The 26782-nt window shown below is 59.2% G+C and carries 21 protein-coding genes; 12 read left to right on the top strand and 9 right to left on the bottom strand.

Annotation, left to right across the window (positions count from 1 at the left end; translation table 11 throughout):
* Positions 1-50 precede the first annotated feature (50 nt).
* The gene (locus ACJO2E_RS07185) at positions 51-1127 is read right to left on the bottom strand and encodes a substrate-binding domain-containing protein (RefSeq protein WP_406963204.1); all 1077 of its coding nucleotides are present in this window, start codon (positions 1125-1127) and stop codon (positions 51-53) included.
* Between the two features lie 138 nt (positions 1128-1265).
* On the opposite strand from ACJO2E_RS07185, the gene ACJO2E_RS07180 reads away from it, so the two are divergent.
* The 6 genes from ACJO2E_RS07180 (at position 1266) to ACJO2E_RS07155 (ending at position 10049) form a co-directional block, all read left to right on the top strand.
* Positions 1266-1757: a formate dehydrogenase subunit gamma gene (locus tag ACJO2E_RS07180; RefSeq protein WP_406963587.1), complete on the top strand. Its 492-nt coding sequence runs from the start codon at positions 1266-1268 to the stop codon at positions 1755-1757.
* Between the two features lie 16 nt (positions 1758-1773).
* The gene (locus tag ACJO2E_RS07175) at positions 1774-3312 is read left to right on the top strand and encodes a formate dehydrogenase beta subunit (RefSeq protein WP_406963203.1); all 1539 of its coding nucleotides are present in this window, start codon (positions 1774-1776) and stop codon (positions 3310-3312) included.
* A 24-nt stretch (positions 3313-3336) separates the two neighbouring features.
* A complete protein-coding gene (fdhF, locus tag ACJO2E_RS07170; protein ID WP_406963202.1) occupies positions 3337-6252 on the top strand; it encodes a formate dehydrogenase subunit alpha in 2916 nt (971 codons plus the stop codon).
* Positions 6253-6268: 16 nt separating this feature from the next.
* Positions 6269-7120 carry a formate dehydrogenase accessory sulfurtransferase FdhD gene (gene fdhD, locus ACJO2E_RS07165; RefSeq protein WP_406963201.1) on the top strand — a complete coding sequence of 284 codons (852 nt, stop codon included), beginning with the start codon at positions 6269-6271 and terminating at the stop codon, positions 7118-7120.
* Positions 7113-7346 carry a formate dehydrogenase subunit delta gene (locus ACJO2E_RS07160; RefSeq protein WP_406963200.1) on the top strand — a complete coding sequence of 78 codons (234 nt, stop codon included), beginning with the start codon at positions 7113-7115 and terminating at the stop codon, positions 7344-7346. Before fdhD ends, ACJO2E_RS07160 begins: the two co-directional genes overlap by 8 nt.
* 132 nt (positions 7347-7478) lie before the next feature.
* Positions 7479-10049, top strand: coding sequence for a GcvT family protein (locus ACJO2E_RS07155; RefSeq protein WP_406963199.1), 2571 nt, complete (start codon positions 7479-7481; stop codon positions 10047-10049).
* A gap of 27 nt (positions 10050-10076) precedes the next feature.
* Here the strand turns inward: ACJO2E_RS07155 and ACJO2E_RS07150 are convergent, their stop codons facing one another.
* On the bottom strand, positions 10077-11459 hold the full coding sequence (locus ACJO2E_RS07150; RefSeq protein ID WP_406963198.1) for an L-serine ammonia-lyase: 1383 nt from the start codon (positions 11457-11459) through the stop codon (positions 10077-10079).
* Positions 11460-11768: 309 nt separating this feature from the next.
* Here ACJO2E_RS07150 and gbdR point away from each other — a divergent pair, with 309 nt between their 5' ends.
* Entirely contained in the window at positions 11769-12899 is a 1131-nt protein-coding gene (gbdR, locus tag ACJO2E_RS07145) for a choline metabolism transcriptional regulator GbdR (protein ID WP_406963197.1), read from the top strand.
* Here the strand turns inward: gbdR and ACJO2E_RS07140 are convergent.
* The 3 genes from ACJO2E_RS07140 to ACJO2E_RS07130 form a co-directional block, all read right to left on the bottom strand.
* Positions 12891-14627, bottom strand: coding sequence for a formate--tetrahydrofolate ligase (locus tag ACJO2E_RS07140; protein WP_406963196.1), 1737 nt, complete (start codon positions 14625-14627; stop codon positions 12891-12893). The genes gbdR and ACJO2E_RS07140 overlap by 9 nt on opposite strands.
* Positions 14608-15537 (bottom strand): methylenetetrahydrofolate reductase, encoded by a 930-nt coding sequence (locus ACJO2E_RS07135; protein WP_406963195.1) that lies wholly within the window; start codon positions 15535-15537, stop codon positions 14608-14610. The genes ACJO2E_RS07140 and ACJO2E_RS07135 overlap by 20 nt, the downstream gene beginning before the upstream one ends.
* Before the next feature lie 74 nt (positions 15538-15611).
* Positions 15612-16973: a glycine cleavage T C-terminal barrel domain-containing protein gene (locus tag ACJO2E_RS07130; RefSeq protein ID WP_406963194.1), complete on the bottom strand. Its 1362-nt coding sequence runs from the start codon at positions 16971-16973 to the stop codon at positions 15612-15614.
* Between the two features lie 261 nt (positions 16974-17234).
* Between ACJO2E_RS07130 and ACJO2E_RS07125 the strand changes: the two genes are divergently transcribed.
* On the top strand, positions 17235-17693 hold the full coding sequence (locus tag ACJO2E_RS07125; protein WP_406963193.1) for an SRPBCC family protein: 459 nt from the start codon (positions 17235-17237) through the stop codon (positions 17691-17693).
* Positions 17694-17724: 31 nt separating this feature from the next.
* Here the strand turns inward: ACJO2E_RS07125 and ACJO2E_RS07120 are convergent, their stop codons facing one another.
* Positions 17725-18648: a LysR substrate-binding domain-containing protein gene (locus tag ACJO2E_RS07120; protein ID WP_406963192.1), complete on the bottom strand. Its 924-nt coding sequence runs from the start codon at positions 18646-18648 to the stop codon at positions 17725-17727.
* A gap of 113 nt (positions 18649-18761) precedes the next feature.
* On the opposite strand from ACJO2E_RS07120, the gene ACJO2E_RS07115 reads away from it, so the two are divergent.
* The 3 genes from ACJO2E_RS07115 (at position 18762) to ACJO2E_RS07105 (ending at position 21001) form a co-directional block, all read left to right on the top strand.
* Positions 18762-19631 (top strand): pirin family protein, encoded by an 870-nt coding sequence (locus ACJO2E_RS07115; protein WP_406963190.1) that lies wholly within the window; start codon positions 18762-18764, stop codon positions 19629-19631.
* Between the two features lie 81 nt (positions 19632-19712).
* Positions 19713-20336, top strand: a complete 624-nt coding sequence (ycaC, locus tag ACJO2E_RS07110; protein ID WP_406963188.1) for an isochorismate family cysteine hydrolase YcaC — start codon at positions 19713-19715, stop codon at positions 20334-20336.
* 77 nt (positions 20337-20413) lie between these two features.
* Positions 20414-21001, top strand: coding sequence for an antibiotic biosynthesis monooxygenase (locus ACJO2E_RS07105; RefSeq protein WP_406963186.1), 588 nt, complete (start codon positions 20414-20416; stop codon positions 20999-21001).
* Between the two features lie 180 nt (positions 21002-21181).
* Here ACJO2E_RS07105 and ACJO2E_RS07100 read toward each other — a convergent pair whose 3' ends face one another.
* The 3 genes from ACJO2E_RS07100 to ACJO2E_RS07090 form a co-directional block, all read right to left on the bottom strand.
* Entirely contained in the window at positions 21182-23743 is a 2562-nt protein-coding gene (locus ACJO2E_RS07100) for an EAL domain-containing protein (RefSeq protein WP_406963184.1), read from the bottom strand.
* A 19-nt stretch (positions 23744-23762) separates the two neighbouring features.
* Positions 23763-25091, bottom strand: coding sequence for a PilZ domain-containing protein (locus tag ACJO2E_RS07095; protein ID WP_406963182.1), 1329 nt, complete (start codon positions 25089-25091; stop codon positions 23763-23765).
* 410 nt (positions 25092-25501) lie between these two features.
* Entirely contained in the window at positions 25502-25867 is a 366-nt protein-coding gene (locus ACJO2E_RS07090; RefSeq protein WP_406963180.1) for a MerR family transcriptional regulator, read from the bottom strand.
* 83 nt (positions 25868-25950) lie between these two features.
* Between ACJO2E_RS07090 and ACJO2E_RS07085 the strand changes: the two genes are divergently transcribed.
* Entirely contained in the window at positions 25951-26763 is an 813-nt protein-coding gene (locus ACJO2E_RS07085) for an aminotransferase class IV family protein (RefSeq protein ID WP_406963178.1), read from the top strand.
* Positions 26764-26782: the final 19 nt, after the last annotated feature.

The raw sequence follows: 26782 nt of genomic DNA, 5'->3' as shown, positions 1-26782 counted from the left end.
TTTACGATCCAGATGGTGCCCGGAATCATTGAACCACTACATCCACCGGTTCAGCCATTACCGGCGAGCAACTGCTCGAAGGTAGTGACGGTTCCGGGGTTGTCCGGCTCATAGCCCGGGAGATCGTGGATGCGGTCGATGAAGGCTTGGGAACGTATCAGTTCGATCAGATGGGACAGATCGCCCTGCTCCAGACGGTCTTCACGGCATAGCAGCAGGTAATGTTCGCAGGCCATCTCCACGAAATCGAGATTGAACTGGCTGGCGGCCGCTTCCACGCCGAAGCCCACGTCCGCCATTCCGGACGCCACGAAAGCAGCAACGGCGGTGTGGGTGAACTCATGCTGGGGCGAGCGGTTGATGCTGTCCTCTGCAAGCCCGGCCTGGCGCAGCAGCAGGTTGAACAGGATACGGGTGCCGGAGTGTCGGTCGCGACCGATAAAGCGGAGCCCGGAGTTGGCCAGCTCGGCCAGGCTGCTGACTTTCACCGGGGCGTCCTTTCGCACCATCAGGCCTTCGCGCCGGGTGACAAAACGAATCAGCCGGAACCGGTTGCCGGCCAGTTGGTGTTGGTAGTGGGCCATGATTTCCCGGGCGCGTTCCGGGCAGGTGGGAAAGTGAAAGCTGGCCAGGTCGCATTCGCCCCGGTTGAGGGCGGTCAGTGCTTCCTCCGGGTTGCGGTATTGCAGGTTGATTTCAACCTGATCGGAAAATTCCGGCAGCACGGCCACGGCATAACCGTGGCTGGCGTGCAGGCGAAGCACCGGGTGCTGCCCCGCCAGCAGTTGCTGGATCTGGTCGTTGAACTCGGAGGCCATGCTGTCGATCTGGGGGCCCAGCCGTGCCTTGACCCGCTGGTCGGCCCAGAGCAGCTTTTCACCCAGGGCAGACAGTTCGGTGCCGTGACCCTTGCGCATCACAACCAGTGGTAAGCCAAAAGTGTCGGCGGCCCGGTTCAGGAGGTTCCAGGCGTGCCGGTAGGAAATGCCGGCGGAGGTGGATGCGGAGGTGAGCTTCCCGCTATCGCGGATGCTTTCCAGCAATCGAAACAGCACCGGCTCAAACAGATCCCCTTCATCGGTACGGAAAACCCAGGCAGGTGAGATGGAAAGCTTCTTTTTATGCATGTGAGTTCATATTCCGTAGGGCGCAATGGAGTGCTAGCGTATAGATATTGCAGTTTATGCACTGTACCAGAATAAAAACAGATAGGAATGATCATGCATATGTCAGAGCAGATAAACCAACATCCGGGTGGCGCCACGATGCCCGGCATCGGCGACTGGACACCTGACATGATCCGGGACGAAGTGGACGCCCTGAAGCACAAGCCCGGCGCCCTGCTCCCCATCCTTCATGCCATCCAGAACCGGGTCGGCTACATTCCCGAAGGTGCAGTGGCCATCATTGCCGAAGCGCTGCAACAGACCCGCGCCGAAGTGCACGGGGTGATCAGCTTCTACCACTATTTCCGCACGCACCCGGTTGGTAGCAAGGTGATTCACGTCTGCCGCGCCGAGGCCTGCCAGTCCATGGGCGGTCGTGCCCTGGAAGCCCACATCAAGGCCCGTCTGGGTGTGGATTATCACGGCACCACCGCCGATAACGAATTCACCCTGGAACCGGTGTACTGCCTGGGTAACTGCGCCTGCGCACCCTCTATCCGTGTGAACGATGACGTTCACGGCCGGGTCACTCCGCAGAAGTTTGATTGCCTTGTGGACAAGCTCACCACGGCCACGCTGGATATCCGGTAGTGACAGGAGCATTATCATGGCGACAAGAGTTTATGTGCCCTGCGACACCACCGCGCTGTCCATGGGCGCGGACGAGGTGGCAGGGCTGATTGAGCACTACGCGGGTACCCGGGACGTGGATATCGAACTGGTGCGCAACGGCTCCCGTGGCCTGTTCTGGCTGGAACCCCTGGTGGAAGTCGAGACGGCCACCGGGCGTATCGGTTACGGCCCGGTCGAACCGGACGATGTACCGGGGCTGGTCGAGGCAGGCCTGTTCGAGGGCCAATCCGATCACTCGCTGTTTCTCGGCCCGGTGGCGGACATCCCCTACCTCAAACGCCAGCAGAGGCTGACGTTTTCCCGCATTGGCATCACCGATCCGCTGTCCATCGCCGACTATCGTGCCCATGGCGGTTTCGACGGGCTGGACAAGGCCGTGTTGCTGTCTCCCCAGGCGATTGTGGATGAAGTGAAAGCCTCTGGCCTGCGCGGCCGCGGTGGTGCGGCCTTTCCCACCGGCATCAAGTGGCAGACGGTGCACGATGAGCCCTGGCAACAGCAGAAGTACATTGTCTGTAACGCCGACGAGGGCGATTCCGGCACCTTCGCCGACCGGCTGGCGATGGAGTGCGATCCCTACATGCTGATCGAGGGTATGGCCATTGCCGGGCTGGCGGTGGGCGCAACCCACGGATTTGTTTATCTGCGCTCGGAATACCCCGTGGCACATCGCATCCTGGATGAAGCTATCCGGCGTGCCGAGGCTGAGGGCTACCTGGGCGAAGATGTCCGGGACAGTGGCCGTGCCTTCCACCTGGAGGTGCGGCTGGCGGCGGGCGCCTATATTTGTGGCGAGGAAACGGCCCTGCTGGAAAGCCTGGAAGGCAAGCGTGGCATGGTGCGGGCGAAACCGCCCCTGCCGGCCATCAAGGGCCTGTTCGGCCAGCCGACCGTGGTGAACAACGTGCTGTCCTTCGCTGCAGTACCTTTCATTCTCGCCAAGGGCGGTCAGGCCTATGCGGATTACGGTATGGGTAAATCCCGGGGCACGCTACCGATCCAACTGGCAGGCAACATCCGTCAGGGTGGCCTGATCGAGCTGGCGTTCGGCGTCAGCCTGAAGGATATCCTGGAAGACTTTGGCGGTGGCACCTTCACCGGTCGGCCCATGAAAGCCGTCCAGGTGGGCGGGCCGCTGATGGCTTACATGCCCGAGAGTCAGTGGGACACGCCCATGGATTACGAGGCCTTTGGCCAACTCGGCGCGGGTATCGGCCACGGCGGTGTCGTGGTGTTTGACGACACCGTGGACATGGGCGAGCAGGCCCGTTTCGCCATGGAGTTCTGCAACGTGGAGTCCTGCGGCAAGTGCACACCCTGTCGGATCGGCTCGGTGCGTGGTGTTGAGGTGATCGACCGACTCCGCGCCGGCAAGAACCGCGAGGCCAACCTGGTCCTGCTGGAAGAGCTGTGCGAGACCATGGTTGACGGCTCTCTTTGTGCGATGGGCGGTATGACACCGTTCCCGGTTCAGAGTGTGATGAAACATTTTCCGGACGACCTGTCAGCCTGACCGACTCGAGTGGAGGCATCAACAATGTTGCACTATTACGACCCGAGTAAGACCGATCCCGGCAGGAGCGGCCTGAACCCGAACATCGACTATGGGACGCCGCCGAGTACCTCTGAAACCCTGGTCAGTCTGTCCATCGACGGCACCGACATTGCAGTGCCCGAAGGCACCTCGGTGCTGCGGGCGGCAACCCTGGCGGGCATCAATATCCCCAAACTGTGCGCGTCGGATAATCTGGAAGCATTCGGCTCCTGTCGCCTGTGCGCGGTGGAAATCGAGGGTCGCCGGGGGTATCCCGCGTCCTGTACCACGCCGGTTTCCGAAGGCATGGCGGTCACCACCCAGAACGGCAAGCTGGCCAAGCTCCGGCGTAACATCATGGAGCTGTACATCTCCGACCACCCGCTGGACTGCCTCACCTGCCCGGCCAATGGCAATTGCGAGCTGCAGGATGTGGCCGGTGCCGTGGGCCTGCGGGAGGTGCGCTATGGCTTCGAGGGTGAGAACCACCTGGATGCGGACGTGGACGACTCCAACCCGTACTTCAGCTTCGACCCCAGCAAGTGCATCGTCTGCTCCCGATGTGTGCGTGCCTGTGAGGAAGTACAAGGCACCTTTGCCCTGACCATCGAAGGCCGCGGTTTCGACTCCAAGGTGGCTGCCAGCCAGAACGATCCGTTCATGGATTCCGAGTGCGTGTCCTGCGGTGCCTGCGTACAGGCCTGCCCCACCTCCACGCTGATGGAAAAGAGCGTGATCGACGCCGGCCAGCCCGAGCACAGTGTGGTGACCACCTGCGCCTACTGCGGTGTGGGGTGCTCGTTCAAGGCGGAAATGAAAGGCGACCAGTTGGTACGCATGGTGCCCTACAAGGGTGGCGCCGCCAACCATGGCCACTCCTGCGTGAAAGGACGCTTTGCCTTCGGCTATGCCACCCACAAGGATCGCATCAAGGAACCGATGATCCGGGACTCGATCAACGATCCCTGGAAGGTTGTGTCCTGGGACGAGGCTATCGGGTTCTCGGCGAAGAAGCTCAGGGACACCCAGGCCAAATACGGCCGGGAAAGCATTGGTGGCATCACATCCTCCCGCTGCACCAATGAGGAAACCTACCTGGTGCAGAAACTGATCCGGGCGGCGTTTGGCAATAACAACACCGATACCTGCGCGCGGGTGTGTCACTCCCCTACCGGCTTTGGCCTGAAGACCACTATGGGCGAGTCCGCCGGTACCCAGACCTTCGATTCGGTGATGAAAGCGGACACCATCGTTGTAATTGGTGCCAACCCCACCGATGCGCACCCGGTGTTTGCCTCCCTGATGCGCCGTCGCCTGCGCCAGGGGGCAAAGCTGATTGTGATCGACCCGCGCCGTATCGACCTGCTGAAAACGCCCCACGGCACCGAGGGCCTTCACCTGCCGCTACGCCCGGGCACCAATGTGGCCATGATCAATTCCCTGGCCCATGTGATTGTGACCGAAGGCCTGGAAGACAAGGCATTTATCGAAAGTCGCTGTGATCCGAAGCCGTACAATCAGTGGCGTGAGTTTATCGCTGAAGAGCGCAACTCTCCGGAAGCCCTGGAGGCCGTGACCGGCGTCCCCGCCGAACGGGTACGCGAAGCCGCCCTCGCCTACGGCGAGGCGGGCAACGGTGCCATCTATTACGGCCTGGGCGTCACCGAGCACAGCCAGGGCTCCACCATGGTAATGGGCATTGCCAACCTGGCCATGGCCACCGGCAATATTGGACGTGAAGGTGTCGGCGTTAACCCACTACGGGGCCAGAACAATGTTCAGGGTTCTTGTGATATGGGCTCCTTTCCCCACGAACTTCCCGGTTACCAGCATGTAGGCGATCCGGCCGTGCGGGCCAGGTTCCAGGACGACTGGGGCGTGGCCATCGACGACGAACCGGGGCTGCGGATTCCCAATATGTTCGATGCTGCCATTGCCGGCAGCTTCAAGGCCATGTATGTGCAGGGCGAGGACATTGCCCAGTCAGATCCCAACACCCAGCATGTGGAAGCGGCTCTCAGATCGCTGGATTGCCTGATCGTGCAGGACATCTTCCTGAACGAAACCGCCAAGTACGCCCACGTGCTGCTGCCGGGCTCCACCTTCCTGGAGAAGAACGGCACCTTTACCAACGCCGAGCGCCGCATCAACCGGGTACGCAAGGTAATGGCGCCGGTGGCGGGCCTGGAAGACTGGGAAGTGACCATGGCCCTGTCCAACGCCCTGGGCTACCCCATGCACTACAACCACCCCTCCGAAATCATGGATGAGATCGCCCGGCTGACGCCAACGTTCACCGGCGTCAGTTACGAGAAGCTCGACGAGCTCGGCAGTATCCAGTGGCCCTGTAACGAGGAACACCCGGACGGCACGCCGACCATGCACATGCTCGACTTCCCGATCGGCAAGGGCAGGTTCGCGGTGACCGAGTATGTCGCCAGCGAGGAGAAAACCAACCGCAGGTTCCCGTTGCTGCTGACCACCGGCCGTATCCTGAGCCAGTACAACGTGGGCGCTCAGACCCGTCGTACCCGGAACAGCGAGTGGCACCGTGAGGATGTGCTGGAGATCCATTCCAGCGACGCGGAACTCCGGGGCATTCGCGAAGGCGACTGGCTGGGTATTACCAGCCGCGTGGGACAGACGGTTCTGCGGGCGAGGATCAGTGACCGCATGCTGCCTGGGGTGGTCTGGACCACCTTCCATCACCCGGGCAGTGGCGCCAACGTGATCACCACCGACAGCTCCGATTGGGCCACCAACTGCCCGGAATACAAGGTGACGGCGGTGCAGGTGGAGAAGGTGTCCCAGCCGTCGGAATGGCAGCGCCATTTCGAGCAGTTCGACCAGCGCCAGCTCAAGTTACTGAAACCTGCGGCCAGCCCCACGGAGACGCCAGATGCCTCGGCGCTCAAGTAATCCGGAGTTAGCTGCCATGGCAGCCACAGGCCCCGATTCGCCCAAAGATTTCCCGGCGGTCCGTCAGACTGCCGTGGAGGTTTGTGGTGGCATTGAGGGCGCACCAGCGCAGGACCTTGTGGCCGAAGAAGTGCCCGTGGCGATGGTGTACAACGGCGTCTCCCACGCGGTAATGATGGCCTCCCCCTGCGATCTGGAGGACTTTGCGCTGGGCTTCAGCCTCACTGAAGGCGTCCTGGACCGCTCGGACCAACTGTTCCAACTGGATGTGGTGATGGCGGAAGACGGCATTTCCATCGAGATGCATATAGCGGGCGAGTGTTTTGCACGGTTGCGGGAACAGAGACGGAACATGACAGGACGGACCGGCTGCGGGCTGTGTGGCACCGAGTCCCTGGCCCACGCCGTCCGGGCGATACCCCGGGTACCGGTTCAAACGGTACCGGATGACAATCTGGTACAGCAGGCTCTGCGCAATCTTCGGAACCACCAGCCCCTGCAGAAACAGACCGGGGCCACTCACGGCGCCGCCTGGTGCAACAACCAGGGCCGCATTGAGCTGGCCCGGGAAGATGTCGGTCGCCACAACGCACTGGACAAACTGATTGGTGCACGTATAGGGGAACGCGGCGATACAGCCTTTGATGACGGCTTTGCGCTGATTTCCAGCCGTGCCAGCTTCGAGATGGTGCAGAAAAGCGCCAGTGTTGGTATCGGTTGCCTGGTCGCGGTCTCTGCGGCCACGGCCCTGGCTGTCGGAGAGGCGCGAAAGGCTGGTATGACGCTGGTTGGTTTTGCCCGTCCCGGACGGCACGTGATCTACAACCGTGGCGATGACCAACCTTCTGAGGAATGCGAGGATGAGTGACCAGAAGCTGCAGAATCTGATCAGGATGATCAACCAGATCAGCGACAATAACCTCCACCATGGCGATGAAGATCAGGCCGCCGAGGTGGTCGCGACCCACATAAAGAAGTTCTGGGCCCGAAGCATGAAGCAGGACATTATCGATTACGCGGAATCTGACGGGATCGAACTGTCAACGGTTTCCAGGCTGGCGGTCAAACGACTGACGGTGCCCCAGCCATCCTGAATCCGGTCTGGCCTCTGCCGTTTTTGGACGACTTGGTGTCGTATTGGATTTATCTCCCCCGGCCAATCAGGGTCACATTGAACCAAAGCCGAAGCGCGGCGCTGGCGTTCATTGTGGGTAAAGGGGAACAAGATGGCACAGCTACCAGAACGTGCGAAAGTCGTCATCATTGGCCAGGGCGGTATCGTCGGGGCATCGGTAGCCCACCACCTGATTGAGCAAGGTTGGGATGACATCGTAGGGCTGGAGAAATCCGCCATTCCCACAGACATCGGCTCCACCTCCCACGCCTCGGACTTCTGCTTCACCACCTCCCACGACAAGCTGAACATCTACACCACCAGGTACAGCCAGGCCTTTTATGAAAAACGTGGCAATTATGTGAAATGCGGCGGCATGGAGGTGGCTCGCATCGACGATGACGAGCGCATGGACGAACTCCGCCGCAAGGTAGGCTCCGGGAAAGCGTTTGGTACCAACGTCAGCATGATCTCGCCCAGGCAGGCGAAAGAGCTGTTTCCGCTGGTGGATGAGAGTCAGATCCAGGGCGCCATGTGGGACCCGGACGCAGGGTTGGTAGTGCCCCGTTCCCAGAAAGTCGCCGGCGACCTGGTGGAGGAAGCGGTCGCCACCGGTAAGCTGCAGGCTTTTGCCTACACCCCGGCCATCCGCATTGATGTCCAGGACGGCCAGGTACGCGGCGTTGAAACCCACAAGGGCTACATTGAAACTGAATACGTGGTGCTCTCAATGGGCATATGGGGGCCACTGATGGCAGGCACCGCCAATGCGCCCCTGCCGCTGATGCCACTGGAACATCCCCTGCTCTTCTTCGGCCCCTGGGAGGAACTGGCCGGCACCGGCAAACACATTGTCTATCCGCTGTTCCGCGACCAGGGCAACTCTGCCTACGTGCGGGATACCGGCGACCCTGCTACCACCGAAGGTGGTCGTGTTGAGTGGGGCTATTACGAAGCGGAAAACCCGCGACTGGTCTACCCTGGTGCCATCGCCGAGCCCGGCGAGGCGCGAATGTCACCGTCCATGCGGGATCTATCCCTCGAACAGGTCATGGACGCCTACGAAAAAGCCATCGAAATGACCCCGATCCTGGGCGAGCTGGGCTGGGAGGAAAAGCATTCCTTCAATGGCCTGCTGTCGGTGACGCCCGATGGCGGCTCATTGATGGGTGAATCCCCGGAAGTGCGCAACCTGTGGTTCTGCGAAGCGGTCTGGGTCAAGGATGGTCCTGGCGCGGGCAAGGTTCTGGCGGACTGGATGACCCATGGCTCGCCGGACATGGACCCTCACAGCATTGATATTGCCCGCCACTACCCGCTGCAGAAAACGCCGGACTATGTGTACAACCGCTGCTACGAAACTGCCAAGAAGATCTACACACCGGCGGTTCATCCCCGGGAGCCCTACCTGACCGGCCGCAGAATGCGGACCAGCCCGTTCTACCTGCGGGAAGTTGAGCTGGGCGCCTATTTCATGGAGGCCGCCGGCTGGGAGCGTGCTCACGGTTACGCTGCCAATGAGTCCACCCTGCTGGCGAAATACCGCGACCGCATCCCGGTACGGGAACATGAGTGGGACGCACGGCATTTCTGGGAAGTGTCCAACGCCGAGCAGCTGGAGATGAGCGAATCGGTGGGCATGATCAACCTCTCCCACTTCGCCATCTTCGACGTCTCCGGGAACGACGCGGAAACACTTCTGGAATACCTGTCGGTGGCCAAAGTTGGCGGCACCACACCCCATGGTAAAGGCGTCTACACCCACTTCCTTGATGCCTGTGGTGGCGTCCGTTCTGACCTGACCATTATTCGCCGGGGCGACAACGAGTACCGGGTGGTCTGCGGCGGCGATACCGGCCACCGGGACCATTGCTGGATCAAACGCATCGCGCGGGAGAAAGGTCTGGACGATATCCACCTGCAGGACCGTACCGACGAGCTGGCAACGCTGGGGCTCTGGGGCCCGAAGGCCCGGGAAACCCTGGCGCAATTTGTCACCGACCCGGACGAACTGTCGGCAGAGAACTTCCCCTTTGCCACTGCGCGAGAGTTGAACGTTCAGGGGGTTCCGGTCTGGGCCTTCCGGATCTCGTATGTCGGCGAGCAGGGATGGGAACTCTACTTCCCGTTCAGTTACGGCCTGAGGGTCTGGGACCTGCTCTACGAAGCCGGCGTCACCCCGGTGGGCATCGAGACCTACGCCAATACCCGGCGCCTGGAGAAGAGCCTGCGCCTGCAGAATGTGGACCTGGAAACCGAATACAACCTGTACGAAGCCGGGCTACAGCGGCCCAAAGTCAAGGACGCGGATTTCCACGGCAAGGCCGCTTACCTTGAACAGCGGGATTGGACCCGTCAGGCGGCGTACCTGTGTACCATGACCATGACCGACCACCGGGACGCCAATGGCGTGCTGCGCTATCCGGTTGGCCAATGGCCCATTCTGGACCCGCAGACCGGCGAGGTTCTGGTGGACAGCCATGGCAGGCGCTCCTATAACACCAGCGCGGCATGGGGACCTTCGGTGGGCAAGATCATCCTGCTGGGCTACATCCCCGTTGAGTATGCCCAGGAAGGGCGGGAACTGCTTCTGGAATACTTCCAGGAGCACTACCCCATCCGTATCGAGGCAGTGGGATACCGGGCGCTGTTTGATCCGGACAACGAACGGGTCAGGTCCTGACCGGTAGTCTGTTGTCGCGGCTGGCGATCAACATTCGATGATGTTGACAGCCAATCCGCCCCTCGCCGTTTCCTTGTATTTATCCATCATATCGAGACCGGTTTCCCTCATGGTGTGGAGTGCCTTGTCGAGGGAGACATAATGCTTGCCGTCACCCCGCAAGGCCATAATGGCGGCGTCGATGGCCTTCACCGAGGCCATGGCGTTACGCTCGATGCAGGGTATCTGCACCAGCCCGCCGATGGGGTCACAGGTCATGCCCAGGTGATGTTCCATACCAATTTCGGCGGCATTCTCCACCTGCTCCGGTGACCCGCCCGTAGCCGCCGCCAGGCCGGCAGCCGCCATGGCGCACGCCGAACCAACCTCTCCCTGGCAACCCACTTCGGCCCCGGAAATGGACGCATTTTCCTTGAACAGAACGCCAATCGCCCCGGCGCTCAGCATGAAACACACGATGCCGTCTTCATTCGCCTGTGGGCAGAACTCCCAGTAGTAATGGAGCACCGCCGGAATAATGCCCGCTGCGCCGTTAGTGGGGGCGGTTACAATCCGCCCCCCGGCAGCGTTCTCCTCGTTGACCGCCAGGGCATAAAGATTGACCCAGTCCAGTGCACTCAAAGACGGTGAAATGAGATCCACTCGCTGCTTGTCCATCAGCGACCGGTACAATGACGCCGCCCTGCGCCGGACCTTGAGGCCGCCGGGTAACTCCCCCTCGTGACGAATACCGCTCTGCACGCATGCCCGCATCACTTGCCATAACTCTATAATACCACTACGAATTTCTGCAGGGGTGCGCCAGGCCTGCTCATTGGCCAGCATGATGTCGGCGATGGTCAGGTCATGTTCCCGGCAAAGGGCCAACAGCGTCTTGCCGCTGCTGAACGGGTATGGCTGCGAAGTGTCGTCCTCTCGAATTCTCAAGGGGTTGTTGACGGTTGCATCCACCACGAATCCACCCCCGACCGAGTAATAGGTTCTTTCGCACAGGCACTGCCCCTCTTGGTCAAACGCCTGGCAGATCATGCCGTTGGGATGCTCCGGCAATGATTTCCGGCGGTAGTACACAATGTCGCTGGATTCCCGGAAGCGAAGCTGGTGTTGTCCTGCCAGAGACAACCTGCCGGTGTGTCTGATTTGCTCCAGACGGGCCGGCATTTCCTCAGGGTTGACCTGGGTGGGCCGTTCTCCCTCCAACCCCACGATCACAGCCGGACCAGTACCATGGCCCTTGCCAGTGGCACCGAGAGAGCCATACAGGGACACCTTGAGCCGGTGCACAGATGCCAACAGCTGCTCCCGTTCCAGGGCCTCGGCAAACCGGCGCGCGGCTTCCATGGGCCCGACCGTATGGGAGCTCGACGGACCAATGCCTACCTTGAACAGCTCAAACAGACTGACAGACAATTCATTGACTCCTGCCGGGGGACCTGTCCCAACAGTAACGCCGTCAATTGCCTGCCGCATGCTCGCCGACGACATTGAAAAGTTGATTTACGACAATCTGGAAAATCGCGTCGGGAGCATCCTCAGGCATGGGATGTCGCATGTGGACCATTGCCAGCCTGACCACCGACTTCGAATGGAGTTACAATGGAGTTGATCACTTATTGCACGATCAAGGTGCAACAACTAGTGTTCAGGTTGAAGTGGTCAAAACGGGCATTCCGTGCACGGGCTGTCGCAACAGGCCCAGGCGGGGCAAGGGGGTTAATCATGGCCACTGATACAGACTCGCACGCAAACAGACCCGCCCAGCAACCTTACCGAGTGGGCTTCCTGCTGATCGAAAACTTCACCCTGATTGCACTTTCCACCGCTGTTGAGCCCCTGCGCATGGCCAACCAGCTCGCCGGCTCCGAACTCTACTCCTGGAAACTGCTCACGGACGGAGGTGGCTACGCCCGCGCCAGTGATGGCATCACCATGGTGCCAGACGGCTCCATTCAGGAAGAACACAGTTTCGACCTGGTGATTGTGGTGGCCGGCATTGATGTCCCGCACAGTTTTTCACGCACGGAAGTCAGTTGGCTGAAACAGATGGCCCGGCGACATGTCCTGCTGGGGGCTGTTTGTACCGGTCCCTATGTCCTGGCCAGTGCCGGCCTGCTGGACGGCCACTCCTGCAGTGCCCACTGGGAATGTCTGGAAGCCATGCAGGAGGGCTTCCCCCGGGTCCAGACCAACAATCGACTGTTTACCGTCGAGCGGGAACGCATGACATGCACCGGCGGCACTGTACCCATGCACATGATGCTCAGTTTCCTGGCACGGCGCCATGGCAAGGAGCTCAGCAACGCGATTTCCCACATGTTTGTCTGCGATCGGGTACGGGAAGATAGCGAACAGCAGCCCATGCCGATGCATCCCCGACTGGCCTGTGCGCAACCCAAGCTGGCAGAGGCTGCCCAACTGATGGAGGCCAACATCGAGGAACCCATCGAACTGCAGGAACTGGCAACACTGGCGGGCATATCGCGCCGGCAGCTTGAACGGCTGTTCCTCAAGCACATGGGCTGCACTCCCTCACGCTATTACCTTCGGGTACGCCTGAACCGTGCACGCCGGCTGCTGAAGCAGACCTCCTGTTCGATTGTGGAAATTGCCTCCATGTGTGGCTTCATCTCCGCCACTCACTTCAGCCGGTGCTATCGTAAAGTCATGGGGCGGGCTCCGAAACATGAGCGGATGGACGCCGATACCCCAGTAGCGACCGATACTGCCCTGGCAGAGGCCAGTTTTTCATCCCCCTCTCTGCAGGCGCTCAGGCGCGCTCGCACTGAGCCGACCTACGGTACCTTTCTGGGCCGGGGGCATGGCTCGGGCGAGGACACCGGCTCAGGTTAGCCCCACCACCAGGCCATTTTCATCCAGGGCAATGTCCAAGGCCGCAGGGCGCCGCGGCAGGCCCGGCATGGTCATGATGTCGCCGCAAACCGCCACCACAAACCCCGCGCCGGCGGCCAGACGCACCTCCCGCACCGGCAGCATGTGACCAGACGGCGCGCCCTTTATCGACGAATCCGCCGAGAAGCTGTACTGGGTCTTGGCGATACACACTGGCAGATGGCCGAAACCCAGGTTTTCGTACTCCTCCAGCTGCCGCTTGGCCACCGTTGTAAATTCCACACTTCCCGCATGATAGATACGGGTGGCTATAGTACGGATTTTGTCCGCCAGCGGCAGGCTGTCCTCATAGAGGAACTTTACCTCCGGTGTGCCTTCGCCCATCTGGTTGAGCACAGCCTGAGCCAGGTCCGTGGCGCCCTCGCCACCGGTTGCCCAGTGGTCAGCGGGCACGGCCTTTACCCCCAGCTCTTCACTGATTGATTGAACCAGTGCCATCTCCTCCTCGGTGTCGTCCGGGAAACGGTTGATGCACACCACCGGAGTCAGTCCGAACTGCTGAAGGTTGCGGACGTGTCGCTCCAGATTGGCAGCGCCATCCCGCAGCGCAGCCAGGTCGGGAATCGCCAGTTTGCTGTGGGCAACACCGCCTTGCATCTTGAGCGCCCGAATGGTGCAGACAACCACGGCGGCATCAGGGCGCAAACCTGTGTGCCGACACTTGATATCAATGAACTTTTCAGCACCCAGGTCGGCACCAAAGCCAGCCTCGGTCACTACGATGTCGTTCAGGGCCAGCGCCGCACGAGTGGCCGTCACGGAATTACAGCCGTGGGCGATATTGGCAAACGGCCCACCATGGATAAACACCGGATTGTGCTCCAGGCTCTGTACCAGGTTTGGCTGCAGGGCCTCTTTCAGCAGAACGGACAGCGAACCTTCCATGCCCAGATCGCGAACGGTCACCGGGGTCCTGTCGGAACGCCGGCCAACGATGATATTCCCCAATCGCTGTTTCAGGTCCGCACGCCCATCGGCCAGGCACAGGATCGCCATGATCTCGGAAGAGACGGTAATATCGAACCCGGTTTCACGGGGCACGCCATGGGCGGCACCACCAAGGCCGCACACCATATTGCGCAGGGAGCGATCGGTGATGTCCAGAACTCTTCGCCAGCTGACATGGCGCGGGTCCAGGCCGGCTTCATTACCCCAGTGAATGTGGTTGTCGATCAGCGATGCCAACAGGTTGTGGGCACAGGTAATGGCGTGGAAGTCGCCATTGAAGTGCAGGTTGATATCCTCCATCGGAATCACCTGGGCCCGGCCACCGCCGGCGGCCCCGCCCTTCATGCCAAAACAGGGGCCGAGAGAGGGCTCCCGCAGGCAGACGGAAGAGCGCACCCCCAAACGGTTGAAGCCGTCGTTCAATCCCACGCTGGTGGTGGTCTTGCCCTCGCCGGCCGGGGTCGGGGTAATGGCGGTCACGAGCACCAGCTTGCCCCGGGGCGCGGTAGCGGAAGTATCCACATACGCCATATCCAGTTTGGCTTTGTAGTGACCAAAGGGCACCAGACTCTCCCCCGGCAGCCCGAAACGCTGCTGGGCCAGCAGAAGTATGGATAGAGGCTGGACCGAGCGGGCGATCTCGATGTCGGGAGTGCCCGGCGGCGGAAACTCCGCGGGCACCGGTGTTGTAGGTGTCAGTTTACTGTACTGAAGACTCATGGAGCTGGCCTCTCTGGTCCTCAATGGACCCGCTGTGCTCTTTAATCCATTGCGCCGACTGGCGCAGACCGCCGAATGGGAAAAGATGGATGCCCCGCAGCAGGGTATCCGGGTTGTCCAGGCAATACCGGACCAGCGCACGCACCATGTCATCCGGTGTCCAGGCACGCAGCATTTTGGCGCTGCCCGGACGCCGCAGCATCAGGCGGGCGGATGCGCCTACCCCACACTGGGCAGCGTAGGCGATGAGGGTTTTCACCCGCGTCGGCCCGGCCATGCCAATGTACACCGGCACCTCTTCCAGGATATTGCCCAGGCTTTGCAGCCAGTCGATCACCACATCAGCGCCAAATGTGAACTGGGTCACCACCCACAGCCGTGTCGAGGTAGTGCGGGCGTATTCGCGCTTGATACGGAGGGCCTGGCTCAGGGTGGCCCGGTCTGCCATGGGGTGCCCATCCGGATGAGCGGCCACACCGATACCGTGAAAACGGAACTGGGCCAAAAGGCCTGATTCGAGAACGGCGAGAGTATCCGGAAAGGGGCCGGCGACCGCCTCACTGTCGCCGGCAATCAGCAACAGCCGGTCAACCCGGATTTCATCCATTTGTGACAGCCAGTCCCGTAGTTGCCCGCTGCTCTCCGCCATTCGCACTGGCACGTGAGGTATCGGCTGCATACCAAGATCCAGGAGATACCGGCAGGCTTCAAGCGTGTCGCTGAACTGGCCCTTTGGAAGGAACGGCACGTAGACGCAAGTACCCGCGGGCAGATGATTCGGCAGATACTCCGTTGTCAGTATCTGGCGCGGCGTCGCCTCGATAGAGGCCGAGCGCACCAGGGCACGGAACCGTGCTTCGGCCTCCTCATTGCCGGGATGAAACGTCTGTTCTCCTCTCACCAGTTTCATAAACCACGCCCCCTTGTTGCCCGTGTGCACCAGCAGGGATCAGGCGGCTGCTATCACCTGCCCTGCCGGTTCTGCTAGTCGGCGAAGTCGATACCCTTCGCCCGGGCTCGCTCACGGGCGTTGGGGTTCACCGATGGCCGGAAGGGCACTTCCACCACCTCCGCCTCAACCTCGGTTGAGCCGTTGGCTGCGGCGTACTCCGCCGGCAGGTGAACCGTCAGGCGTGTACCAATGGCGCGCATGTCAAACGGCACATAGGCCAGCGCGATGTTGGTTTCCAGTTCTGGTGAGTACCAGGGCGAGGTGACATAGCCTTCCGGATCACCGTCATCAAGCCTGCTGATCAACCAGAAATCATTGGCATAGTCGGTCACCTGGCCGCCACCGAAGCGGATACCCACCATGATGTGGCTGAAGGGAGGGCTACCGGCATCGATCTGCTCGCGAACCTTCTCAAGCTTCTGCTTGCCGATGTAGTCCGCCTCCTTGTTGCGCGGTACCTGGTAGGCCAGGGCGCACTGGAATGGCAGGGTTTCCTGGTCCACATCCTGGCCCCAGGAAAGAATGCCTGCGGCAATGCGACGGTGGTGCGCCGGGGCAATCACCCTCAGATTGTGTGGTTCACCGGCGGCAAGCACGGTGTACCAGAGATCCTCAGCGTATTTGGTGGCTTCCTTGAGGTATATCTCGTACCCCTTTTCGCCGGTGAAACCGGTCTGGGAAATGACCACGTCATGGCCGGCAACCTGGCCCTCCATCAGCCCGTAGTAGGGAATCTCCTTCACCCCCTCGCCGAACAGATCGACCATAAGTGCCTCGGATTTGGGACCCTGGATCTGGACCGGAGCCACATCGATTTCCGCAATGCTGACATCGAAGCCCATACCAACGTTCACGCCCCGCAGCCAGAACTCCAGGTCGCTGTCGGAGAGGGAAAACCAGAACTCGTCCTCTGCTACCCGCAACAGCACCGGGTCATTGAGAATACCGCCGTCCTCGTTGCACAGGATGACGTACTTGCCGCGCATGGGTTTTATTTTTGTGGCGTCACGGGTGATCACGTAGTTGACGAAGCGCTCCGCATCCGGGCCCTTGACCTGGATCTGGCGCTCAACCGCTACGTTCCACATGGTGACATCGTTTATCAGGGACTCGTATTCCACCATGGCGCCGCCGTCTTCCGGGCGGACATAGCCCCGGGGGTGGTACATGCGGTTGTAGACGGTAGCCCGCCAGCAGCCAGCCTCATAGGCCAGATGCCAGTACGGCGACTTACGGACCCTTGTGGAAATCAGCATTTCCACCGGCGTGGGGCCGGACTGGCGCAGGTTGATGGGAACGCGACGATCAGACTGATCGACGCTTTCAGGCTGGCGCGCAGCACTAGCCCGTTGTCGCGGATAATCCTGAAGTGCGTGTTCGAACTTAACGGCCATTGCTATCTCCCTCTACCGGGTTGTTGATAGCCCTAATGTGATCCTGTTCGGGTTTATCGGGTTGAACCAATACGACACTGGCATAACCAAAAACGGCAGAGGAGAACCTGCAACCAATGCCGGGTAGGTTTTCGCATAGCGGGTGATTATCAGCTAGATTGAGGACAGGCCTTCACCCATGTCGACTTCTGCCCGTTTCCGGGTAACGGCCGGCAAAGACTCTGCTCTGCCTGGGCGCGGCCCGACAACCTGGAGGGCAATATGCAATTCGAACACCTGGTTCAGGTAAACGACCTGACAGACCAGTCCATCAAGGACATGACGAGAGATGACCTGTGGGAAGGTCTCGTTCTACGGGCCACCTCCCCTCACCATTTCATCATAGGGCTGGGCGAGTACGAGATTGAGTGGCAGGGCAACCACCGCCTGAAGCGCAGCCTCCAGCTACCGGGCCTTGTGGTGGACGATGTGGTCACCCTGGATGAGGGCCAATCCGTGCACTATGAAATTGTACCGACGGAAACGGTACCTGGCGGCAGCCTCACCATGACGATTGAGGAGCCGGAACCCGAGGCCCTGCTGGTCCGATTCAGTTATTGCACCCACTACCCCGAAGGTCTCGGTGATGAACTCCCCTATGACCTTTTCGTCCAACAGGCCTACATAGCCGCCGACATCGATACCATCCAGGTGATCCGCAATCGTGTTGCATCTGCTTAGCCGTTTCGGGCTTATCCGCAGAAAGTGGACCCTAGGCCTGCTCTTCCGGTAAGCGGAAATCCACCTCATCCATCGATTCGGCAATAAAATCCAGATACGCCCGGACGGCGGGTAACAGTCCACGACGGGATGGAAAAACGGCGTGGAAAATGCCCCCGCGCGGGCGCCAGTCCGGCAAGACACTGACCAGTCTTCCTTCCACCAGGTCCCTTCCCCCGACAAGCAACGGCATTTTGACGATTCCAAGACCTCCAAGCGCTGCCTGTCTTAGGGTAAACACATCATCAGTCACCAGTTTCGGCTGGTGGTGTATCTGCACCGATGCGCCATCGGGGCCGTCCAGGTTCCAGACATGCTGGCCATTCCATTGCTCGAAATCGATGCTCGGCAGCCCCGTCAGGTCATTGGGCGTCGAGGGTTTGGGTAACGACTCAAGAAGGCCTGGCGCTGCCATAAGACACTGCGGACTTTTGGACAGCACTTTCATGGTCAGGCTACTGTCCTCCAGCGGCGGAAAGCGGACTCTGAGGGCGATATCGAAGCCCTCCTTCATCACATCCACCCGTCGACTGGTCGCCTCCATTTCGATCTTGACCTCCGGATACTTCTGCATGAAACGGACAACCAGGGGGGCAATAAGAAAATAGATCAGCCCGGGCGGACAACTCAGGCGAATGGTGCCCTTGGGTTCCGCGAGGGAACGATCGATGACTTCCTGGGCCGCCTCTGCCTGAACAAGCATGGCAACACAGTGACGGTAATACTCCTTACCCAACTCCGTGACGGTAAATGTCCGGGTAGAACGGTTAAGCAGGCGGGTGTCCAGCCGGTGTTCCAACCTGGCGATCCGGCGGCTGAGCTTGGATTTTGGCAGCCCCAGAGCCCTGCCCGCCGGCGCGAAGCCGCCCATGTCCACCACCTTCACGAAGTAATACAGATCGTTCAAATCCTGCATGTAACGCCGTCCTATAAATGGAACGCAGAGTATAACTTTCGGTGTCTTTCCAGGTCATCCGGCCTGACCTATTGTGAATACATCATCCACTGGTCAGAAAACGGAGGCAATCAATGAAACAGATCCTGACAACCTACAGTCCTCCGGTCGGCCACTGGGTGGGAAACGGGTTCCCCGTGCGCTCGCTGTTCTCCTATAACCGCATGGGCCCGCAGAACCTGTCGCCCTTTCTCCTGCTGGACTATGCCGGCCCAACGGTCTTTCCTCCTACCCGGAGCAAACGGGGAGTTGGCCAACACCCCCATCGGGGCTTCGAAACCGTGACTCTGGTGTATCAAGGTGAGCTTGAGCACCGGGACACGTCGGGCGCGGGCGGGTTGATCGGCGACGGTGATGTCCAGTGGATGACCGCAGGTTCAGGCATCCTTCACGAGGAATTTCACTCCCGGGCCTTCTCCGAGAACGGCGGGTCACTGGAGATGGTTCAGCTCTGGGTAAATCTGCCGGCCACAGCGAAGCGCACGCCGCCTGCCTACCAGACACTGCTGGACAAGGACATTCCGAGGGTCTCCCTGGGCGACGATGTAGGCCAGCTGCGTGTCGTGGCGGGGACTTACCAGGGGCAGCAAGGCCCCGCCCGGACCCATACGCCGGTGAATGTCTGGGATCTGGGGTTACTGCCCGGAGCCAGGCTGTCGCTGTCCGTCCCTGAGGGGCACACCACCCTGCTGGTCGTGCTTAAGGGCACCGTGCAGGTTAACGGCACGGAAGTTCTGCGGGATGCAGAATTCGCGGTGCTGGACCGTAACGGGAAGGAGCTGACGATCGATGCCAATAACGATGCCCATGCGCTGTTGCTGACCGGTGAGCCAATCAATGAACCCGTCGTCGGGCATGGCCCTTTCGTCATGAATACACAGGATGAAATCCGGCAGGCTATGGAGGATTTCCAGAACGGGAAGTTCGGTCTGCTACACCGCTAGTGCGCCAAGCCGGCACTGGCGATACAAAAGGCCGGACGATCGGCCGACAACCACCCGAGTGAAATGAAGGAGTATGCAATCATGGCTTTTCAATACAAGCGATTGGATAAAGACGATGTCGCGTTGCTGCTGGTCGACCATCAGTCCGGTCTGCTTTCCCTGGTCAGGGATTTCTCCCCGGATGATTTCAAGAACAACGTCCTGGCATTGGCGGACATCGCAAAGTTCTTCGACATTCCCACCATCCTCACCACCAGTTTCGAGGATGGGCCGAATGGACCGATGGTCCCTGAACTCAAGGACGCTTTTCCGGACGCGCCCTACTTCCCTCGCCCCGGCCAGATCAATGCCTGGGATAACGAGGACTTCGTGAATGCCGTCAAGGCAACCGGCAAGAAGCAGCTCCTGATTGCCGGTGTGGTCACCGACGTGTGCGTGGCCTTCCCGACCCTGTCCGCGATTGAGGAAGGTTACGACGTGTTCGTGGTCACCGATGCCTCGGGTACCTTCAATCAGGTGACCCGGGATGCAGCCTGGAACCGTATGCAGGCGGCAGGCGCTCAACTGATGAACTGGTTCAGCGTTGGCTGTGAGCTACACCGTGACTGGCGAAACGATATCGAAGGTTTCGGCGGTATTCTGGCCAACCACCTGCCCCACTACTCCAACCTGATGCAGAGCTACGCTTCGCAGAAAGGCGAGTAAACCCGAGCCATGCTTCCTGCCCACAGGGATGTGAGTAGGGACTGGCTTCACCAGTCACCAGCTCCAGGTAACTATCGATGAGTGATGAAAACACGAATAGTCCCGCTCCGTCCGTGCACTATGACTCAGGCCGGTCCATCATCATTCGCCATACCGTGCGTCAGGGGCAAAGGGAACGGTACGAAACCTGGCTAAGGCAGATAATCCAGGCGGCGGCTGAGTTTCCCGGACATCAGGGTGTCCATATTGTCCGACCAACAGAGGGCAATGACACGTTCGAGATATCAGTACGTTTTTCCTCGAAAGACGACGCTGAAACCTGGTTGAACTCGGACATTCGAAGAGAGCTTGTTTCCGACATATCTCCGGTATTGGCCTCGGATGAGCAAGTGGACATCAAAAGCGGCATTGATTTCTGGTTCACACCGCCCTCGTCGTCGGCGAAGCAACCGACGCGATGGAAGCAATGGCTCATCACTACGGCTGTCATCTGGCCACTGACGATGATTGTGCCGGAACTGTACAGGCCGCTTTTCCAAACCGTCCCGGATCTGGCCCTCTGGGGAATCCGTCACGGTATCATCGCCGCAACCGTCGTCGCTCTGGTGGTGTATCTGATCATGCCAAGGGTCGTTCGAATGGTCGCGGGGTGGTTGTTTCGTTAACGCTTCCGGCCCTGAACCACGCATTGTGACCATAGGCACACGCGATGAGTCACAGCTTCATCAGAGGAGGCTGCGGATGCAATGATCGCGGAAACAAGATCATTGGGAGGCGGATCTAATCATTCCGGGCTCTGGTATTGACCTTTGCCCGCAATTCAACAAGTTGTTTTACTCATGGATTCAGCTGGCTTTCCGTTGCAGCGCCCAATCACAAAAGGTTTCAACCGGCATGGGTTTGGCAAAGTGGTACCCCTGCAGGCGATGACACCCCAACTTGTGCAGGAGCGATACCGTCTCGGCGTCCTCTACCCCTTCGGCCACGGTTTCCAGATTCAGAGTGCGCGCCAGTTTCAGGGTGTTCTCGACAATCCACAAATCATTGCGACTGGAACACATCTGACTGACAAAGCAGCGGTCAATTTTTAGCTCGTGAATGGGTAGACGGCTCAGATAAGCCAGAGATGAATAACCCGTACCAAAGTCATCCAGGGCGACCTTGCAGCCCTTATCCGCAATCAACAGCAACGAGCCGATCACGGCGTCCATGTTGTGCATCATGGAGGTTTCGGTTACCTCCAAAATCAGACGGTCCATGGGAATAGCGTGTTCCTTTGCGCCGGCGAGCAAAAAAGCAACGAAGTCACTGTTGATCAGGTTCTGTACCGACAGGTTGATGCTGCAGGTGATGTCCAGTTTTTGCTGCTGCAGTCGTTTAATGGTTTTCCATGACTCCCTGATCACAAAACGTGACAGCAAATCCATCAACCCGGCATTTTCGGCAATCTCGATCAATTCCCATGTCGGGACCGGGCCAAAGCGTGAACTCGTCCAGCGCAGCAATACTTCCGCCCCTACCAGTCGCTGGCCGGACCCATTCATCTGCGGCTGCAGATACAACTCCAGCTCTCCCGCTTCGATGGCGGCAGGCAGGGCACTCAACAAGGCCAATCGGCGGCGTGCAAATGCCGAGATACCCTCGTTATACACCTGCACAGGCACCTTGTCCCGAGCACTGCTATCCCTGGCGGCAGAGGCATGCTGGAAAAGCACTTCAGCTTTGTCACCATGCTCGGCATGAATCGCCACACCGCAGTACAGGTTCATGAACAGTGGCAATCGAACGGAGTTCACCGACACTTCGTGATGCCCCGCCATTTGTTCGACAAAGAGCTCAAGTTCAGTATCGAGCTTTTCGAAATCTATCAGGAAGGCGATTGATCCAAAGTCGGGGATAGCGAGGTAGGCAGGCCCCGTATTCTCCAGACGAATAACCGATCCAGGGCCACCAAGGGCCTGATTGATTTTATGCACCAACTGCAGAAACATCTTCTCGGCCAGACTATGGCCCATGCTCGACGCAATCTCCTTCACCTGTGGATAGTGCACCAGGACCAGCGCCACCCGGGTGTTACGGTCAACACTTTCCTGCAAACGCTGTTTGAGGAGCGACGCATTCGGCATCTGGGTCAGCGTATCGTGCATGGCCTGCTCCAGGGCCTTCAGGTGCAGCTTTCTCACCTGTTGTTCCGCTTGCTGCTGCCGACGCAGTGCGGCCATCTTATGGGACCTCTCTTCCTTGATGCGATGTGCCAACGCGAAGGACAACAAAAGCACTTCTGCGGCAGAGCCGGCGGCCATGGCGTGGTTGGTAATGGCGTTCACCGGAAACACATCGAAAACCGTCAGCAGGTATAGAAGCCCTCCTCCGGCAAAAGCCGCCCACGCCAGCACAAAATAACGGGCTATGGCGACACCTGCCAGCAAGCTGGCCACGCCCACGCTGATCAAAACCACCAGCACCAGAGCCCCAAGGAGTCCTGCCAGACGCGTCCCATTCAGGGGATCAAACAGGGTGTAGACGATAAGCACCGACGCCAGGCCGGCCGCCACTTTCATGGTGCCGTCCAGGCGTGGAGAAAAGCCGGGCCACTTCAGGAACTGGCGCGCAAACAACACGGCACACAGAGAAGTAAGTCCGGTTCCAATCGGCAATACATAACGCGTGAGGAGCGGGTCCTGGTACCAGACAAAAGCGCTGCCCACGCCTGAAATACTGAGCATCACAACACTAAGGGCAGCGACATACAGCACATAGTAACCATAGGCCGCATCGCGAATGGACAGAAACAGGACCAGGTTGTAAATCGCCAGCGCAAAAAGTATCCCGAAGTATCCGCCCCAATAGAGGCTATGTGCCATGAAACGATCAAACAGGTAATCTTCACGCCATAGTTCGACCGGGACCTGCAGCGATGTGGATGACGCGGCCCGAAGCACCAGGTCCAGATTTCCGGTGAGCCCTTGCGGAACAGGCAGTCCCACACTGTAGGCAGCCAGGTGCCGGTGGGTCTCGTGCACATCCTGACGGCTGTTTTGGTAGAGCACGGGTAAACGGCCCTCCCGCAAGACAAACAGCTCCACCTCTTCCAGCAACGGATAGGGAATCACCAGATACCACTGCCCACGGGTGGATGCCGGGATTTGAACCGACATTTTTACCCAGACAGGCGCACTCGTGAAGCCCAGGTTCAGCACACCATCATCCGGGTTGGCGGTCCATTCCCCCTGCCCCAGGATGTCCTGCAGGGTCGCGTCGCCACTGTCGTCTACCGAATAGGTTACCTGGTCATTCAGTGAATAATGATCACGGTCACCCCGGATCACCACTTCCGCGTCCAAGGCGGGGGACAAGACCAGGGAAAACGCCAGGAGGATCCAATATGCACGCACTGATTGCTTCATAGTTCATGCCCTGCCCCCCCTACTCATCAAGGGGCCTGATCAGACGGCCAGTGAAGCCCATTTTCTCGGCCTGGAGACAAAACGAGTGAAAGTCACCGCCTTCGAGCTGGGGTTGCCGTAGCAACACCAGGGCCTCCACCAGGCAGCCAGGTATGTCGCGGTTGTTCCACGCCGGCAGGCGCGGCCACATCAGGAACTCGGTATGGGAGAGGACCACTTTTTCTACGGCAATCTCCCTTTCCTGCAAGCTCTCCCGGACCGGCAGGCTGATGCAGGGATGGGTATCGTCTGCGATCAACGAACCGGTAGGCATGTGTTGGTAAAGATCGAGCACCACATCGCCATGGGATGTAAGACCAATATATAGCTTCTGATCGTGCAGCCGGGCTACGTTCGAGGTGCGCAATACCATCCCCTCGCCTACGGGGCTCTCTTCATCCTGTTCATAGCGAGGATCGAACGCGATCACCGTGGAGTACAGGCGGGTAAGGTCGTCGCAGACCGCATTGCCTATACGCCCGGCACCGCCCAGCACCACGATACTGTCCTGTTGGGAATACTGCGGGCGGGACCGCATTTGCCGGGCCACATCCCAGATCATGTAACGTGTGCCAAGACTGCCTTCGACGAGCGGATCTGAAATGTCGATGCCGGCCTTCTTGACGAAGTTGGGTAACCGGCCGACCAGGGCAATGCGCTTCACATGGGGGAAGTCCTGTTGCAGTTCTCCGATATAACGTCGAACTTTGTCGGAGTCGGCCTGCAATTCGTGTTCAAGGGTTTGCGAGGCCACCACTAACCCTCGCGTTTCCTGGTTGCGGATGAAACCCAGCACCAGATTGGGCGGCATACGTTTCGCCATTCTGGGCGTGAAATAGGTTTCGGCATCTCTTTCATTGCCATACACGGCAAACACGAAATGCGGTCGTATGAGAGCAATGATTATCGAACGCAGAAAAGTGTTCGCGGCGAATATGCCAAATCGGCGGCTGCCCCGCCAAAGCCCGCGTTTATTGCGTGCCCATAGTTGCTGCCAGACGGGCGCCTGGTCATAGAGTTCTTTGAGTTCCTGATCCGAGAAGCGTTTTCTGCAGAACTGCAGGCCGATATGAGACTTGCCCATGTGCGCGACCACGGCCGGCAGGGTCATCTGGTGTTTGCCCCGGAATGAAATGTCGATCACTTCGCCTGGGCGAATAAATAAGTGATTGGGCCGTTTTAACCGCAATCCGCTGGAGGATATATCCAGCGTGCTCGTGACGACTGTTTCATCCGCATAACTGAGATCCACCGGAATACGGATCCCAGACCGCATATGCCTGCGATATTCTCCATGCAACTTACTCATGGACAGGTCTCTCCATAGGTGCGTATGACGCGGGCATGTCGTCTTCAGTCTGGACCAATCCTAGGCATGCCGCCATTGGCGTAGCTAAATAGACGCAATAAGGCAGAGACGGGTCTCTATCGGAAAATTCCGGTTGGATTATCCATCTAGCACCGATTCGCACACTTTCATTTTTTCGATGTTAAGGACAACAGAACCGACGTGCGCCATTGCGATATGTGGGGCGGCAAGCGGAGCTTTTTCAACTCATGTCATCCATGGACTTCTTTATCCCGAGAGTGCTATTGGCGGCATCCCGAACCTCCCCAGGAGGGTTTTGCCCGTGTGAATCCACCTCTGGTTTAGCCTCCGAATGGGCCGCTGTGCTGTGGATGCGATGATCGCGGGACCGGGTTCGTTGCGGGACTGATCTAGTAATTGCGGGCTCTGGTATCGACCTTCGCCCGCAATTCACAAAGCAAAGCATGACTTTCCCGAAGGTGCTGGATTCTGTCAGCCACAAGCTCCATCTGCTGGTCCAGAATGTCAGTCAATTCATCGCAGGGTTCAAACTCCCCCCGCGTATCAAGCGCACAGGGAAGAAATTGCTGGATCACGGGCAATGTCATTCCGGATGCCCCCAGCATTTTGATGCGCTCTACCGTGTCCCGATCAGCCGAGCCATAGTCCCGATACCCGCTACTTGTCCTGGCAGGTGTCAGCAATCCCTCGGCTTCGTAATACCGTAGCATGCGGACACTGACACCTGTTTGCTGCGCTAACGCTCCAATCTTCATGAATACCTCTTGACCCTGACACCGCTGTCATAGTTTAGGGTCTTCGTACCGGTTTCACCAGGTCAACTATGAGGAGCACAGAGATGTCGAAGACAACACCATTCAAGACAATGATTGATGGGCGCGAAGCGTTAATGTCAGACCTGCCTCCCCTCGCCTTTTCGGGGTTTGCGCATTTTACCGCTATGCAGGTTCGTAACGGGGCGGTGCGGGGGCTGGATCTTCATCTGCAACGCCTGAGTTCGGCGTCGGTGGAAATGTTTGGGCAGGCACATTCCGATGATGACATAAGAGCCTTTCTTCGCTCAGCCGTTGAGGGCGGGCCAACCGACCTATCGCTGACTGCAACCGTTTTCTCACGTCGTGGTGAATTTACTCCGGTAGGTGCATCAAACGATCCAGCAATACTTGTTCGCACTGCGCCGGCCGCCAATGGTCCTGTCGGACCTCTGTGGCTGGATGCTGTTACACATGAGCGCCCTTTACCAACTATCAAGCACGTCGGCGAAGCGACGAAAACCTACTATCTCCGGAAAGCCGTCGAGAAAGGCTTTGATGATGCGGCCTATCTGGACAGACATGGCCACGTCAGCGAAGCAACCATCTGGAATCTGGCTTTCTGGGACGGTCAGACCGTTATATGGCCCCAGGCCGAACTGCTCGATGGGATCACGATGCAGATCGTCAAGCGGCAATTGGAAGCACTTAACATCCCTCAAAGGGGGGAACCTCTGACATTGGAAACGGTTCAGGGGTTATCAGGTGGAGTCGTTATGAACTCCTGGACCCCGGGTGTTCCTGTCAGCGGGATTGGTAAAGTGACATTACCGATTTCAGCCAGATTCAATGACTTGCTTCATCAGGCCTACCAAATGGAGCCCGAGGTACGCATTTGATTCCTGTGGGCTCATGTGT

The sequence above is a fragment of the Marinobacter shunpengi genome, from assembly GCF_045449695.1.
GTDB lineage: Bacteria > Pseudomonadota > Gammaproteobacteria > Pseudomonadales > Oleiphilaceae > Marinobacter.
Note: the sequence above shows the minus strand (reverse complement) of the source record. Positions and strands in the feature narration are given on the sequence as shown.

Coding starts and splice junctions, on each gene's coding strand:
- ycaC (WP_406963188.1), top strand. CDS start 19,713: ATGGCTTTTCAATACAAGCGATTGGATAAAGACGATGTCGCGTTGCTG.
- fdhD (WP_406963201.1), top strand. CDS start 6,269: ATGGCAGCCACAGGCCCCGATTCGCCCAAAGATTTCCCGGCGGTCCGT.
- ACJO2E_RS07180 (WP_406963587.1), top strand. CDS start 1,266: ATGCCCGGCATCGGCGACTGGACACCTGACATGATCCGGGACGAAGTG.
- ACJO2E_RS07160 (WP_406963200.1), top strand. CDS start 7,113: ATGAGTGACCAGAAGCTGCAGAATCTGATCAGGATGATCAACCAGATC.
- ACJO2E_RS07140 (WP_406963196.1), bottom strand. CDS start 14,627: ATGAGTCTTCAGTACAGTAAACTGACACCTACAACACCGGTGCCCGCG.
- ACJO2E_RS07095 (WP_406963182.1), bottom strand. CDS start 25,091: ATGAGTAAGTTGCATGGAGAATATCGCAGGCATATGCGGTCTGGGATC.
- ACJO2E_RS07155 (WP_406963199.1), top strand. CDS start 7,479: ATGGCACAGCTACCAGAACGTGCGAAAGTCGTCATCATTGGCCAGGGC.
- ACJO2E_RS07125 (WP_406963193.1), top strand. CDS start 17,235: ATGCAATTCGAACACCTGGTTCAGGTAAACGACCTGACAGACCAGTCC.
- ACJO2E_RS07175 (WP_406963203.1), top strand. CDS start 1,774: ATGGCGACAAGAGTTTATGTGCCCTGCGACACCACCGCGCTGTCCATG.
- fdhF (WP_406963202.1), top strand. CDS start 3,337: ATGTTGCACTATTACGACCCGAGTAAGACCGATCCCGGCAGGAGCGGC.
- ACJO2E_RS07120 (WP_406963192.1), bottom strand. CDS start 18,648: ATGCAGGATTTGAACGATCTGTATTACTTCGTGAAGGTGGTGGACATG.
- ACJO2E_RS07100 (WP_406963184.1), bottom strand. CDS start 23,743: ATGAAGCAATCAGTGCGTGCATATTGGATCCTCCTGGCGTTTTCCCTG.
- ACJO2E_RS07115 (WP_406963190.1), top strand. CDS start 18,762: ATGAAACAGATCCTGACAACCTACAGTCCTCCGGTCGGCCACTGGGTG.
- ACJO2E_RS07085 (WP_406963178.1), top strand. CDS start 25,951: ATGTCGAAGACAACACCATTCAAGACAATGATTGATGGGCGCGAAGCG.
- ACJO2E_RS07090 (WP_406963180.1), bottom strand. CDS start 25,867: ATGAAGATTGGAGCGTTAGCGCAGCAAACAGGTGTCAGTGTCCGCATG.
- gbdR (WP_406963197.1), top strand. CDS start 11,769: ATGGCCACTGATACAGACTCGCACGCAAACAGACCCGCCCAGCAACCT.
- ACJO2E_RS07105 (WP_406963186.1), top strand. CDS start 20,414: ATGAGTGATGAAAACACGAATAGTCCCGCTCCGTCCGTGCACTATGAC.
- ACJO2E_RS07135 (WP_406963195.1), bottom strand. CDS start 15,537: ATGAAACTGGTGAGAGGAGAACAGACGTTTCATCCCGGCAATGAGGAG.
- ACJO2E_RS07130 (WP_406963194.1), bottom strand. CDS start 16,973: ATGGCCGTTAAGTTCGAACACGCACTTCAGGATTATCCGCGACAACGG.
- ACJO2E_RS07185 (WP_406963204.1), bottom strand. CDS start 1,127: ATGCATAAAAAGAAGCTTTCCATCTCACCTGCCTGGGTTTTCCGTACC.